At 24.3% G+C, this 15,757-nt stretch carries 12 protein-coding genes; 8 read left to right on the top strand and 4 right to left on the bottom strand.

Annotation, left to right across the window (positions count from 1 at the left end; all coding sequences use genetic code 11):
• Positions 1-27: 27 nt before the first annotated feature.
• Both ATR_RS02910 and ATR_RS02915 read right to left on the bottom strand, forming a co-directional pair.
• On the bottom strand, positions 28-801 hold the full coding sequence (locus tag ATR_RS02910) for a hypothetical protein (protein ID WP_115427992.1): 774 nt from the start codon (positions 799-801) through the stop codon (positions 28-30).
• Positions 802-917: 116 nt separating this feature from the next.
• A complete protein-coding gene (locus ATR_RS02915) occupies positions 918-1,664 on the bottom strand; it encodes a hypothetical protein (RefSeq protein WP_115427993.1) in 747 nt (248 codons plus the stop codon).
• A 320-nt stretch (positions 1,665-1,984) separates the two neighbouring features.
• Here ATR_RS02915 and ATR_RS02920 point away from each other — a divergent pair.
• A protein-coding gene (locus ATR_RS02920; RefSeq protein WP_115427962.1) for an IS3 family transposase occupies positions 1,985-3,153 on the top strand; the annotation gives its coding sequence in 2 pieces (ribosomal slippage) (positions 1,985-2,237 and positions 2,237-3,153; 1,170 coding nt in all).
• Between the two features lie 22 nt (positions 3,154-3,175).
• Here the strand turns inward: ATR_RS02920 and ATR_RS09830 are convergent.
• Positions 3,176-3,340, bottom strand: coding sequence for a hypothetical protein (locus ATR_RS09830; protein WP_164966908.1), 165 nt, complete (start codon positions 3,338-3,340; stop codon positions 3,176-3,178).
• 212 nt (positions 3,341-3,552) lie between these two features.
• Here ATR_RS09830 and ATR_RS02925 point away from each other — a divergent pair, with 212 nt between their 5' ends.
• The 7 genes from ATR_RS02925 to ATR_RS02955 all read left to right on the top strand — a co-directional run bounded on the left by ATR_RS02925 (position 3,553) and on the right by ATR_RS02955 (position 15,041).
• Complete coding sequence (locus ATR_RS02925) at positions 3,553-4,746, top strand: hypothetical protein (protein ID WP_115427994.1); 1,194 nt, start codon at positions 3,553-3,555, stop codon at positions 4,744-4,746.
• Positions 4,747-4,864: 118 nt separating this feature from the next.
• Complete coding sequence (locus ATR_RS02930; RefSeq protein WP_115427995.1) at positions 4,865-6,661, top strand: hypothetical protein; 1,797 nt, start codon at positions 4,865-4,867, stop codon at positions 6,659-6,661.
• Positions 6,662-6,814: 153 nt separating this feature from the next.
• Entirely contained in the window at positions 6,815-9,925 is a 3,111-nt protein-coding gene (locus tag ATR_RS02935; RefSeq protein WP_115427996.1) for an Eco57I restriction-modification methylase domain-containing protein, read from the top strand.
• Positions 9,922-11,763, top strand: coding sequence for an Eco57I restriction-modification methylase domain-containing protein (locus ATR_RS02940; RefSeq protein ID WP_115427997.1), 1,842 nt, complete (start codon positions 9,922-9,924; stop codon positions 11,761-11,763). The genes ATR_RS02935 and ATR_RS02940 overlap by 4 nt, the downstream gene beginning before the upstream one ends.
• Before the next feature lie 730 nt (positions 11,764-12,493).
• On the top strand, positions 12,494-13,039 hold the full coding sequence (locus ATR_RS02945; protein WP_115427998.1) for a hypothetical protein: 546 nt from the start codon (positions 12,494-12,496) through the stop codon (positions 13,037-13,039).
• A complete protein-coding gene (locus ATR_RS02950) occupies positions 13,039-13,611 on the top strand; it encodes an ImmA/IrrE family metallo-endopeptidase (RefSeq protein ID WP_115427999.1) in 573 nt (190 codons plus the stop codon). The genes ATR_RS02945 and ATR_RS02950 overlap by 1 nt, the downstream gene beginning before the upstream one ends.
• The gene (locus tag ATR_RS02955) at positions 13,608-15,041 is read left to right on the top strand and encodes a hypothetical protein (RefSeq protein WP_115428000.1); all 1,434 of its coding nucleotides are present in this window, start codon (positions 13,608-13,610) and stop codon (positions 15,039-15,041) included. Before ATR_RS02950 ends, ATR_RS02955 begins: the two co-directional genes overlap by 4 nt.
• Here ATR_RS02955 and ATR_RS02960 read toward each other — a convergent pair.
• The gene (locus ATR_RS02960) at positions 15,038-15,757 is read right to left on the bottom strand and encodes a sce7726 family protein (RefSeq protein ID WP_115428001.1); all 720 of its coding nucleotides are present in this window, start codon (positions 15,755-15,757) and stop codon (positions 15,038-15,040) included. The two genes, ATR_RS02955 and ATR_RS02960, sit on opposite strands and share 4 nt — an antisense overlap.

The following is a 15,757-nucleotide window of genomic DNA, read 5'->3' on the forward strand; positions in this document are numbered from 1 at the left end:
GTTTAAACTAATTAAATTCTAACAAGTCTAATTCTGATTTATTAAATCAATGATATACTCATAATGTTTTAAATTAACTCCTATAGCAAGAATATCACCATTTGTTGCGAAAGTAATATCTGTAACTATTGAAACAAGTTCATTATTAGTATTAACAATTGGGGCTCCACTACATCCTTTAAAATCATCAATCGTTTTATTTTTTGTGTTTAATTTAAAAATGTAAGTATTATTCTTAGGTTCTTCTCGAACAAATATCATGTCAGTATAACTCACAAGCTCAACGATTTTTTGATTATAAAGAGGTGTACTCATTTCTTCTAATTTAGGTTTTATATTTCCTGCAAATGCATATTTTTCATTTTTATCAATATATACAATTTTATTAAATATATGATTTTTATTAATTTTAATCGTTCCATCATTAGATATAATTTTTGAGGAATTTAGTTTATATAAATATTCTCTTTTTATTTTGACAAAGAAAAAATCTGGGAAATAACCATTTCCTAGCTTTTTTAAATTATGTGTAGATAAAAAATTTAATTGTTCTATTTCAAATGGTAAAAGTGCAGCACCTTTATTTTCTTCAAAATAAAGCTCTATTGCAATATATTTTGCTTTTTGAATACTATTACTGGCTGCTTTTACATTTTCAACTATACTATGTAAAGCTCCTAATAAAAAAATATCTTTACCTCTAAAAAGAAAAAAACCTGAAGATATTCCAGTTATAGGATAGCCTTTAGGGTCATTAAATGAGACAATTGGAACAAAATTATTAAATAAAATATCTTGCAACTTTAACTCCTATTTTAAATCTAAAATATAAATAAAAATTTTTTTGTCTTCATAATGTAAATATTTTCTTAGAATATCTAATTATTACTTACAATTAAATGTTAAAATAATAATTTTTATTTACTAGTTCTACATAATTCTTCTAATTTTTTTTTCTCTTCATTTAAGATATTCATGTTATTTGATACATTAGAAGATAAATATTTATTTTTAGTACTTTTTTTTAAAACATATTTCATGGCTTTAATCAAAGTAGTATATTTACTAATAACAAATTCTAATCGATTTTTATGTAGGTCTTTATCTAGCTTAAAATAGTTAAATTTAAAAATTTCAAAATTTTGTGTTGCTGTTAAATAGTTATGAATTATTCTATTAGTATAGGATTGAATATTTTCAAATTCTTTATTTATTGCATAAAGTATGGCATCAATATATTTGAATCTTTCTATGAATAGATTGGTATTAAATAACCATGGATTATTGTTTTTTTCTAATGTATAGTTTTCTAGATAACCACTTTTTTCAATATATCTAGATACTATATCATCTGCTTCAGGATGTTCAATTAAAAAATTCATTACATCATTTTGAGAATTAATTTTTTCATACCCAAATTTCAACCTAGCATAATCTCTCGTATTATTAAGCCATTTATATGTAGATATTTGATTTTCATATACTAAATTTTTTGTTGAAACAAAATTTATTTCTTCTTGTGTTGCTCTTCTGAGCATACTAGGTACTTCTTCAAAAAAATTAGAATTTTCGAGTTCTACAGGTTTGCAAAAATCTGGATTTTCAACAACTTTATAACCAATATAAGAATAAGCTTGTGCAACTAACCTAGAACAAAACTGCATTTGGCTTTGTGAATTTTCTGGTCTTCTTTTTTTACCTGATATAATTGCCTCTTTTACTGAATAAAGTGTTCCAACTTTACTTCTTAAGAATTTTACAATTTCTTTAGATTCAACAACTGTTAATTTTTTTATAGGTCTTAAAACTTTTAAATCGTTTTCTTCTTCGACTAAAATTCTTTGAGGATTGAGTGTAAATACTCCTTGTTTTTCAGCATGAAATAAAGATGTATTGGAATGACCCCAAAAAAGTAGACAGAAATTTATTCAGTTAATTAAAATAACAATTTAGAGAAAATTGTAAACAATTGAAGGAATTAAAAATGGCAAGAAGAGAATATAGTGAAGAGTTTAGAAGAGATGCTGTAAAACAAGTTATAGAAAATGGATATGGGGTTGTTGAAACAGCTGAGAGGTTAGGTGTCCATTATGATTCTTTGAGAAACTGGATAAAAAAATACAAATCACCAGAAGCTGAAGTAGAAATAAAAAAAACTCAAGATACAACAGCTGAAATAAAAAGATTGCAAAAAGAATTAAAGAGAGTTACAGAAGAGAGGGATATTTTAAAAAAGGCCGCAGCGTACTTTGCAAACAACCCAAATTAAAGTACGCATTTATAAAGGAGTATCAAATACAGTACACAATCAGAAGAATGTGTACTGTATTGAAAGTTCATCCTAGTGGGTATTATAAATGGTTAAAACAACCTATTTCAAATTTAGAGATTGAAAATCAACAAATTTTACAAGAGATAAAAAAAGCATATAGAGAGTCAAATGGGATATATGGATATAGAAATATTCATAAAGATTTAAAGGCTTCAAATATACATGTAAATAAGAAAAGAGTTGCAAGATTAATGAAAGAAGCAAAACTTTGTGGAATAGGAAATTATAAAAGAAAACCAAAGCATAAGGCTGGTTCAATTCATAAAGCACATCCAAATCATTTAAAACAATGTTTTTTAACATATAAACCAAATGAATCTTGGGTTAGTGATATCACATATATCAGAACTTATGAAGGATGGTTATATTTAGCTACAGTTATAGATCTTTATTCAAGAAAAATAATTGGTTGGGCAACAGGACATAGACAATCAACATCTTTAATTATTAAAGCTTTGAAAAAAACAACTCACAGAATTAAAAATCATAAAGTAATTCTTCATTCAGATCAAGGTAGCCAATATAGTTCTTATGAATACCAAACATTTTTAAAGCATCATAATATTATCCCAAGTATGAGCCGTAGAGGTAATTGTTATGATAATGCAGTAGCAGAGAGTTTTTTTAAGACATTAAAAAAAGAATTAGTTAGAAAAACTATATTTCATACAAGAGCAGAAGCTAGAGATAAAATATTTGAATATATAGAAATGTTTTATAACGCAAAAAGACGACATAGTTTTTTAGATTTTATAAGTCCAAATGAATTTGAGAAAAGATACAATGATAGTGTTACTCAACCCAAGGTGTTAACTGATTAAAAAAGTGTCTACTAACTTGGGGTCATTCCATATTAGTTAAACAAATCATTGCATGTGAATAGCGACTTTTAGTATATACTTGTATCGCTTTACTATGTAATTTCTTACCTGATTCTAATATAATATCTCCTGGTAATAATTTATTATAATTCATTATATATCTTTTATCAATAGCTGAATCTAACATTATTACTCCTAAATTTATTTTTAAAAGGCTCTAAAATTTTATATTTAGTTTATAACCTATCCTAGTACAAATTTTATCGACTTTTTGATTAATTTGTAGTAGATAGTAGACTTATTAAAAAAATATAATATTTTAGATAGAATAACACTTAATTATTTAAATTTAACCGTCTAATAAATGTGGAAAAACTAATAAAATATAAGAGGATAGTTGTGTCAAAAAAAGAAATAGAAGATGTATTAACTAGAATAAATGAAAAATTACTAGATATTAATAATCTATATGAAAAATTAGAGAACAGTTACTCTATAAACAAGGCTTTCATAGATGAAAATAGTGATGATTCTCTAAAAAAATTGGTTAATGATGAATTAGCTATTATTAAATCTCAATCAAATGATGTTAGTAAAATGCTAAATCAACTTCAAGAATCTTTTGAGTTTTTAACATCTTTGCAAAATAATGGTAAAAATAGAATACAATATATTTATGATTTGCTATCTGATAAAGTTTTAGAAGATATCAAAGAAAAAAGTGAATCTTTTTATAAATCGTATAATGAAGTATTTAATGGTGAAAATGGTGATTTAGCAGAAGATTTTATAACAAAATATGAGAAAATCAATAATTTATATAAAAAATTATACGAAAATAATAATGATAAACAAAGTGTAAGTGAAGAGCTAGAAGAAAAAATAGATAATTTTTTTGAAACATATAGTATATTAATAAAAAATGATGATGATAATTCTATTTATAATGAGTTTATTAAGAAAAATGATGATTTTAATAATAAAAAAATTAAATTAGATAGTTTTTACAATAAAATATTTGGGAATGAAAAAGAAGATACAAAATCCTTAAATAATGAACTTGAACAAAGAATGAAAAGACTGCAAGAGATAGAGGAAGAAGCAAAAAAAATTATATCATTATCAAGTGATGCAGGTTTGGCAGGAGGTTTTCATCAAAAAGTAAAAGAAGTTAAAATTAACAAATATGTTAGTTTGGGTGTTTTTGTTATAGTGTTAATAATTATGGGAGTCTTTAATTTTAATACTATAGATTTTGATAATTTAAAAGAAATAGATGTGGTATCAATAATAACAAGATTTATGATAAATCTTCCTTTTTTATGGATAGCAACAGTTGCTAATATAAACTTAAATAAATATACAAAATTAGAACAAGAATATTCTCATAAAGAGTCACTTGCAAAATCATTTGAAAGATATAAGACGGAGATTGAAAAGCTAGATAATATAGATAGTGATAAATCTAACAGTTTAATGATAAGTTTGATGGAGCTAAATATTGAAGCATTTAAAGTAAATCCAGCAAATTCAATTGATAAAATTAAAAGTGATTCAAGTCTATTAGATGTATTTCAAAGGAAAAAAGAATAACTTTTACTTTTTAATAGGTTATTAATAAAATTTAGATGTTCACACTAAAAATAATACAATATGCTAAAAAAAATATTATTTTTGAATATTTACAAAATATCATGCTACAATCTCTCTTATGAAAAATTTAAAATTTAGAGAAAAAACTCCGCCCATTGATAGATTTCCAAAAGACGACGTTTTTCGAGTAGTATGGGCGTATGGTTCTGTACAAAAAGGTTCAACAACTACTGGTATTCCAGAAATTCATGTTTTACTGGTTGAATTGACTTTTAATAATTCTACAAATGAATATGAATTATCTAAACAAACTAAAGTTGTAAAAATATCAATAGCCCAGTTAGATACAGTTAGATATATGACTATATGGAAAGGACAAAAAAGAATTAATAGTTGTTGGGAAAATTTCTCTGAATATAAAAGTAATGTAAGATTTAATTTAGATACTACTAATAGTGAAACTATTAAATATTCTACACAAAATCAAAATAAAACCTATCGCTATTTATTTCCATTCAATAAATATAAAATTGAAAATATAGATAAACAATATTTTGTTAAATTTACAAATTCTACATTCACTAAAATTTCACATGATAATATTGATGTAATAATACCATCTATGGAACTTTTTACTTCTACATATGCCCCTCACGAACAGCAAATAAGATATAAATTAATACAAAAATCATTAAGTGATACTTTAGATGATTATGTAAAAAGTTCGATAGAAGATAGTGGAAAATATATAATAGAGTTAGTGGAAGATAAAGTTGATTCAAATATAGTTTTTTTAGCCTATGCCTCTTTAAATCAAATAACAAGACAACGATTATCAAAAACAAGGACAAGCCTTGAAAATGGAATGGTTGATAAATATCCAGTAATTCTACCATATCACCCAACTTCACTATCAATCCAAGGAGATGGATTTTGGATTGATGAAAATACTTTTTTTATGATTAGAATAAATAAATATTCACTACCTAGTGATTATGAAATAGTAGAACTAAAAGATGAACTGGATATTGAAGAAAGTAAAAAAGAAAATGATAAAAACAAATCTTATGGGCAAATTCCTAGAAATTTAGATGATTATCAATTACCTGCAACAAATGAACACAATCCTCATAGAAGAAATGGGTATTTAGCACTTATATCAGAAGTAGATTTATTAGAGGATTCTAAACATAAAATTAGTAGAAAGATTAATGTAAAAACTATAAAAGCACAAGAAAGTAATACAGAAATTCAAAATACTGAAAATATTGAGAATGTTTCATCGGGAGAAGCTGACAGTACAAAAGATTCAGAAAAAACTGGTAAATTATGTACAAAACAAGAAAATAAAAAACTTCATCAATCAAAAGCATTAGATTTATTTTTAGATGATATATTACAAATGAGAGATAAAAAAGTAGATATATCAGAAGGTAATAAAATATATATAACAGATGCTTCTTGTGTGAATGAAGAAGCAAATATTACGACAGATAAATATTTTATTGAATTTAATGATATATTGAAATCCAGAAATGAAACAAATAGTTTTGCTGTGATGAGGAATAGAATAGAGGAAAAAGATAAATTAGGAAAAACTAAAAGAAAAGATACCTTTATAGGATATAGGAAATGTTTTTTATTAAAAATTTGCTTAAGTAATGGAAAGTGGTTTTATCTTTTAGAAATTGAGAGAAAAGATAATACAGAAGGTTTTTCTGGGTTGTTATTAAAACCAGAAAATGAATTTGATAAAGCAATTTTAGAAGAAAATATAATGACTGTGATTAAAGCTAAGGGGATATTGAAAAATGCTACTTTTAAAATTAAAAATGTAATTTTTAAACATGTTGTAGATAAAGAAAGCGGTAGTTTGATTGACTGTTATTTAAAAAATTTTAGAAGAATAGTATAAACATTATAATTTTTTAAATATACATAAAAGATAATTTAAAGACTCTTTTTTTATTAAATTGAAGATATAATAAAGACTTGTATTAGTTGTATATTATGAACAATAATATCATATTATTAAAAAAATTAAAATTTAAATGGAATCTGAACAATCATGCAAATTAGAAAAAATGCTCTTAAAACTCTTATTGATGATTATAAGAAAATACGAGCAGATACAGATATTAAAAACATTTCAGAACAGACTATTAGGTCATGGATAGATGATTTCTTAAAAATTTTTGGATGGGATACTAAAGATACATCATCAATTATACAAGAAAAACAATTATCTTTAATCGAGAAAGACAAATTAATAAGAATTAATTCTACCTCAAATAGACCAGACTATAAATTTATATTAAATGGTAATGTAAAAACATTTTTAGATACTAAAAATGTTGATGTAAATTTAAAGGAATGTAAAAAATCAGCATTTCAAATAAAATCATATGGATGGTCGATTTCTGCTCCTTGTTCTTTCATTACAAATTTTGATGAATTTGTAATTTATGATACTAGTTATCAACCATCTAGAGAACAAGAAGTTACTTTTGGAAGAATATATTTAAGTATAGATGAGTATTTAGATAATTTTGAAATATTAGATAACCATTTACATAAAGAAAAAATTTCATCAGGAATACTAGAAAGGTTATACTCTGACAATTTAGTAAATCTCACTAAAATTCCTACAGATGTAGCATTTGCTAATAATCTATCGAAATTTAGGTTAAATTTAGGAAATGCAATTATAAGTAATAATTCAAAAATTATAAATAATAATATTGAATTGTTATCTTATATAGTACAGATGACTATAAACAGAATTGTTTTTATTAGAATTTGTGAAGCAAGAAATATAGAAAAAGATGGCTTACTACTTGAATTTAAGGAAAAAGGATTTTGGGAAAGTTTTAAGCATTCATCTTATTATGATTTTTTTGAACATTATGATGGTCCACTTTTTGCAAGGGATATTAGATTGCAAAAATTAATTATTCCAGATGAAGTTTTTGAAGAACTATTATATTTATTTTATTATCCATCTCCATATAAATTTGATGTTATTCCAACAACATTATTTAGTAATATATACGAAATATTTTTAGCAAAAAGATTAGAGTTTAAAGATGGTATTTTAATCGAAGAGATTAAACCAGAGTATTCTAAAACAAATGGAGTTGTTAGTACTCCACAATTTTTGGTTAAAGATTTAATTAAAAGAACAATTATAAAGTCAGAAATTCTAAAATATAATCTGAACGAAATTTGGGATTTAAAAGTATTAGATTTTGCATGTGGGAGTGGTGCATTTATTGTTGAATTATTTGATTACTTGCAATCAATTTTAATAGAAAAATACTTAATTGATGATGATAATGAAAAATACAAAGAATATTTTCATACTAAAAATGAACATACAGTAATGACTATAGAAGGAAAAAGAAGGTTAATATCAGGTTGTATTCATGGTATTGATATTGATGCAGAAGCGGTTGAAGTAGCAAGAATGTCTTTAGCATTAAAAATTATTGATGATTTACTAGATTATGAAGATTATTCTAATTTAGGTGTGTATGGTCATCAAATTTTAAATAAAATTGGTCATAATATAGAATATGGGAACACTTTAGTTTCAGAGGATATTATAGAACTTTGTCCTGAAATTAAGGAACAAACAAATGAAAAACAATATTCTTCTTTAAATATATTTAATTGGTGGAAAGACGGATTTGAGGATATTTTTAGCTCAAAAAAAGGTTTTGACTATATTATAGGAAATCCACCGTATGTTGAAGCAAAACACATGACGAATTACACTAGTATAATGCACAATTATCTAAAAAAGAGATATTCTTCAGCTAATAAAGGTAAAATAGATTTGTTGATTCCATTTATTGAAAGAGGAATAGATTTATTAAATTCCAATGGTAAGATGGGTCTAATAATTCAAAATAGATTTTTTAAAAATGAATATGGGGAGGGTATAAGGCAACTTATTTCATCAAGAAGACTTTTATCAGAAGTAATTACATTTGATGTGAACAATATTTTTAGGGATAGAATAACCTATATATCGCATTTAATACTTGATAAAAAAAGTACAGATAAAATATTTTATAGTACAATTAAAGAAAACATTTATAGCTTACCTTCGTTTCTTCAAAAATTACCATCATCAAAAGATGATGAAACTATGTATAGTTCCGTTAATTCTTCAAATATAAATAAAGAGCCTTGGATATTCGAAAATCCTGAATTATTAGCCATGAAAGACACTCTATCAGTACATAATGTTCCTTTTGGAAAATTTGCAGAAATTAGAGTTGGTATTCAAGTTCTTTGGGTAAAAGCATATCATCTTAAGGTGTTAAGCATTGATAATGAAAAAAAGTTAATAAGAGCTAAAAGTGGTTTAGATGATAATATAATAATAGAAATAGATGCTTGTCGTTCTTTAGTTCCTAATGAAAAATTCTATTCTTTCAGAAAAGAGGTAAATGATACTTATGCTATATTTCCTTATGATATATATAATGGTAAAAAAAATCCAATATTGTTTGATGATTTTTGTAACAGATTTCCATTAGCTGGAGAATATCTAACAAAGCATAAAAAAACTATTCAAGATAATATAAAAGATAATAAATATAATCCAAATGATTCTCAAAAATGGCATTTATACACGAGAGAAAGCCATTTGGAAAGAAACTATCCAAAAGTATTAATTCCCATGACAGCAAATGATGTCTATGCAAGTGTTACATTGAATGATTTTTATTATTGTGATAATTCTAATGTAAATTATACAGATATTCCTAATAAATCTAAAGAAAATTTATATGCTGTTGCATCAATTTTTAATTCAACTATTTTTTCTGTATTAGCAAGAGCAATAGCAAATAAACAACAAAATGGTTACTATAAATTAAATAAACAATATATTGAACCTGTTTTATTTCCAGCATATATTTTTGAAAACAATCACCCATTTGTTAAAGAACTAGCTAGTGTTGGAATTAATATAGAAGAAAAACAAAATGAATATATATATTCTCCACCTCTTAAGCAAAAAAAGATAAAACAAGAATTATCAAATCTATGGGATAAATTAGATAGTTTAACAGCACAAGCCTATAAATTAACAAAAGAACAAGAAGAATATTTTAATAGACTTGGTAGAAATATAAATCGTAATGATATTTTGGACAATATTTTATGAATAAGCAAATTAAAGAATATTTAAAAAATTATTCTAATGATTTAAATATAGTTAATAAATTGATTGTTTCAGCATATCTAGAATTTAATAACTTAAAAGCAATCAAGAATAAACATATTCTCGAACTTTTAAGTGGTAATGATAAAAAAGAAATTGATAATTTTTTAAAGTTAATTTATAATCATTCTGAAATATTTAGTTTTGAGGATGTAATAAATTTATTTGAAATAACAATTCCTTCAAGTGATATTGTAGTAAATGGTGCAATTTATACTCCAAAATATATTAGGGATTATATAATTAATAATTCAGTAAATAAGCTAGATATTAATGAAAGAATTAAAATTGCTGATATTGCATGTGGCTCTGGAGCATTTTTATATACAGTAGCTAAGTATTTAAAAGAAAAAACAAAATCTAGTTTGTTTGATATTTATAAAAAAAATATTTTTGGTTTAGATATAGCTGAATATGCTATTGAGAGAACAAAAATATTACTTACTTTATATGCAATTACTTTGGGTGAAGATATAGAACAATTTGAATTTAATTTGTTTTCTGGAAATGCGTTAAGTTTCGATTGGAATGAAAAATATATAGGATTTAATGGATTTGATTCAATAGTGGGAAATCCACCTTATGTTAGAACAAAAAACTTAGATAATGGGAGCAAAAGTCTTCTTAAAAATTGGAAGGTTGCAAACTCAGGTAATCCTGATTTATATATTCCTTTTTTTGAAATAGGTATAAAATATTTAAAAGAAAATGGTTATCTTGGATATATAACGATTAATACATTTAAAAAAAGTGTCAATGCAAGAGAGCTAAGAAAGTTTTTAAATAAAGAATCACTTAAATTAAGTATTTTAGATTTTGGAAGTTATCAAATATTTGATAATAAAATGACATACACTTGTATAGTTTTAATTCAAAAGAATATATCAGAATACATTACTTATGCAAAAATATCACCTGATAGTATAAAGTTTTCTAGGAAGTTTAATTTTACAGAAATCGATTATAATATTTTAGATGACCATAAAGGTTGGTTACTTGCCGATGAAAATATTTTTAAGAATATTAATATTATTGAAAATACAGGTATTCCTCTAGGTAGAAAAAACTTAATAAAAAATGGTATAGCTACATTACAAAATAGCTTATATATTTTTAAACCTTATAAAGAGGATAAAAAGTATTTTTATATGGAATATAATAACGAAGAATATAAGATTGAAAGAGCTATTTGTAGAGATATTATCAAGCCAAATAAGTTGAAAACTTCTGAAGAGATAGAAAAATTAACTGAAAAGATAATTTTTCCATATAATGTTAAAAATAGGTTTGCTTCTGTTATAGATGAGTCTTTCTTAGAAAGTACATATCCATATACATATAAATATTTATTAAAGCATAAAGATTTGCTTTTACAAAGAGATAAGAATAAAGATAAAAAATACAAATGGTTTGAATTCGGGAGAAGTCAATCTATAAATGATTACGGCAAAAAATTATTATTCCCATATATGTCAAATAAACCTTATTTTGTATATACAAACGACGAAAATTTAATGTTCTATGCTGGTTATGCAATATATGGAGAATCAGAAATAGAATTGAAGATTATTGAAAAGATTCTAAAATCTAAAGTTTTCTGGTACTATATTGAACACACAAGTAAACCATATTCATCTAAGTATTTTGCATTAGCTAAAAATTATGTCAAAGACTTTGGAATTTGTGAACTTACTGATGATGAAAAAGTTTTTTTATTAAAACAAAATTCTAAAGATAAAATTGATAATTTTTTAATTTCAAAATATGGTATTTTAATATAGATAGATTAATTATAGTAATTTAAACTATTATAATTTTAATATAAAACTTACAAAAATTCTTTTTGAACTCGATGTAAGAATTTTAAAAATTAATAATTTTACTTTAACAATTTAGTTAAATATATTTTAAACAAAGTTATTAATCTATGTTAATAATATTTATCAGCTTATATGATATACAATAATTAAAGATAATATATAGTATTTGATACTAATTTATGTAAAATTTAACACTAGTTTTATGTAGATATTATCAGAAATGTCATTTTTACTATAGGATAGCTTAAGTTTTTATGATAAAATTCTTCATACTAATTAATTAGGAATACAATATGAATCACAAATATAAGATAGAAGTACCTACATAACAAGGGTATAACCAAGTACTTATACTTAATCGTCAAAATATTATAAAATTAAAAGAACTTTTACTTAAAGGTGAAGGCACTCAATGTATAGGTTCGTATTCACTACGGGTAGAAAGTGATAGTTTAAGTTTGTATAAATATAAAAAGTTTGATGGTCCTTGTTATGTTATGAGTATAGAAGATACTTTGAAAGCAATTAATGATATAGATTACAGTTTATGAATATGAGCTATTTAATTAGGTATAATATATTCTATTGTTCACTTTCAATACTTTGTGATTTAATAATTGTAGTGCAAGAAGGTATTTATTGATTTTAAAATTATTTTTAGAATATGTAGATTTAAAAGGTTAATTAAGATATGAGAGTTTTAAAATATTTATTACTGTTCTTTGTACAACTTGTAATAACATTCATATGTGTATTTTTTTCTATAATATTTATTGAAAATTATGTTGGGATAGCAACAACTATTAATCCTATGGATAGTGTTTCTTTAGCAAATACATTTATGGTATTTGTTACTTTTATCCTAGTTGGTGTTACTCTTGTAATAACACTTGCCAGTATTTGGTTTGCAAAAACTGTATCTGAAAAAAAGATAGATATAATAAGGGATAACATTAAGGAAATTGTTGAATCATTATTAACTAATAAGAATTTGCAAGATGGAGTATTTAAAGAAATAATAGAACAAGCAAACGTAAAAAAGACACTAGGAAAGCATATAGAAGAGCTGACAAAAGCACAAAGAGATGATTTTACTAATGAAATTGAAAATACAACTAAGAAATTGAATGATGAAATTGAAAATATTCAAAAAAGTGTTATATCAATTATTGATAAAAAGATACAAGATTTACCAAAAGCAAATGAGTTAAATGAATTAATTGGAGGTAAAAAATAATGGAAAAGAAATATACTACTTTTTTAAATAAAACAACTTCAGCCTATGATTTATTAAAATATTTAGGAAGTCAATCAGATTTTAGTTTAAAACTTCCAATAGATATTGAAGGAATTATAAAATATCTTAATATTAAATTAAGTAAAAATCCTAATTTTAAAAAAATAAAATTAGATGGAATGATAACTGTAAAAAATCAAGAACCAGAAATTTGGATAAATCCAATGAAAACACAATTTGAAGAAAGAATAAGATTTACTTTGGCTCATGAGTTAGGACATTTTATGTTGCATATAGCCCCCGATAATAATTTAGGGAAAGATATAAGCATAGAAGATAATGAAGTAAGTTACAATAGAGATGATAACTGGAATCATATAGAAATGGAGGCAAATAACTTTGCATCACAATTACTTATGCCGTCATCTATGATTATAGAAGAAACAAAAAAAACATTACAAGAAAACCCTAATTTGAGTAAAGATGAAATTGTTGAAAAATTGGCATCAATCTTTGCTGTGTCTAATTTAGCTATGAAATATAGATTAAAAAAAATGGGAGTTAATATATGAGTTATATCGAGTTTAATTCACCTACTATAGCTTTTGGGGAATCTAAAGTAATTATTATGTTAAATGGTGTGGGAATTGATTCTTTTGATATACCTGCACCAAATGTTGCAGAAAAAGCTAAAGAAAGCTTAGTGAGGGAAACTAATAGTTTTGAATATAATGATATTATTTATACTATAGAAATAAACTCATCAAATCTTGGAACATATGTTGTTATAGAAACAGAGTATGATACTGATGATATATACAATTTTGAGATATTTATTGATACTAAACAAGAATTTATCAATATGAAGCAAGAATTAGAAATATCATTGTATGTTCCAGCACTTTCATATACTAATACCACATCTGCTGTTCTTTATGGGCAAATTAATAAAAATGTCATACCCTTAATAGATATAGAAACTGAGGATAAATTTTTATCTTATTTAAATGACGAGCTTATTGTAGGATATAAACATTTATTAGATATTTCATCTATGAAAGAAATAACTAATAAAGAAGAGAGAGATAAAGCAAAATTAATTAGAAAACAAGAAAAAAAAGAATTTGGTAAAATGAATACACTTATTCCTAGTCCTATTGAAAAATTTATGCAACCTGAACATAAGACTAATTACTTAAAAGAAATAATACACAAAGAAAATGTAATTCCAGTATTTAAATGGGATGAAAATAACGCTAATATAGATAAGTTGAAATCATTTGTTAGAGTTTTAATGAATGAATATGGTGAAATTGGGATTAGGGTCTCTGAAGTAACTAGTTTTTTTGAAAATATTGAAGAAATTTCAAAAATTCATGATATTAATTTAATTTTAGATTTAAATACAAATTTTAATAGAACAGAAATAATAAATTATGTTAAAGAATCAATTAAATATTCTTTTATTAACATAATATACTTAGGTGCTCAATTTAGTGCAGATGATATTTCTATATCAAAAAATGACACTAATAAAAACTTAATAAGTACAAACCAACCATTATTAGTTTTTAATTCTATAAAACAAGATGATGGAATAAAAATAGATATAGGATTTGGTGATTATTGTGGATTTGACAAGAAAACTATAACTGAGTTGCCCTCAGGAGGAAGAGGAACAGCTCGTGTGGTATTGAGTAGTATTGATAATTCTATGAAGTTCTTGGTAAGAAGAGGTTGGGATGAAAATGATATTTCACAAGATACAAAAACTGGTAAAACAAAAGTTGGATATGGGCATTCTATGAGAAAATTATTAAAAGATATAGCTGAGGGTGAATTGGATGACCATTATGGTCAAAAATTTATGGATGAAAATCTATGTGATGCTGATTTTTCATTAAAAAGTTATTATCCAGATATTACAACTCCAGGGATGATAAAAACTTTATGTTTTAGACATAATATTTTTTCTATTATTCATAATTTTATGAAAAATTAATTAAAATCTTTAAAGATATAGGCTGGAAGATATTTTAGAGGGGTAATTCCCATATCTTCCAAATCTTTAAATCTTGAGAGTAAAGCTCTTTCATAATCTTTTTTTTCGATATAATCTTGTCTTTTTAAATGTTCTCTTATATACTTTTCTTTTAATCTAAATAAAGTTACTTTTCTAAGTTCATCTTCTGTTAGAACTTCTAAAATTTTGTTATATGCTTCATGACTTGAGTATTTATACCATTGCTCAAAATCTCTTAAACTTTCTCTTAATTCAATAGGACTCCAATAGGCTAAATAAAAATTTTTACCCACTTCAAATTTTCTACTATCTCTAATATGAGTAAGTCCATATCTACTGCTAACAGATATGACTCCAACTCCATCCATAAAATCTAAAGTATCAAGTTTGCTAATAAACTTTTCATCTGCAACTACTGTAACTTTATGTGCAAATTTTTTATAATCGCTTATCTGTTTTTCTAGCCTAACTAAAGAATCAGCTTTTGATTTTATCTCATATATGTGAATATCTCCATTTGTTACTAATATATCTATAATACTATTTGGTAGTGATACCTCAGGTACAGCTATATATCTACCTTTTGTAGATTTATAAATATATTTCAATAAAGATATTTTAATTCTTTCTGCTTCTTTTAACTCATTTAATTTCATGGTTGGCATTGTATCAAATTCATTCTTGTTTATATTCAT

This window comes from Aliarcobacter trophiarum LMG 25534 (genome assembly GCF_003355515.1).
Classification (GTDB): Bacteria; Campylobacterota; Campylobacteria; order Campylobacterales; family Arcobacteraceae; genus Aliarcobacter; species Aliarcobacter trophiarum.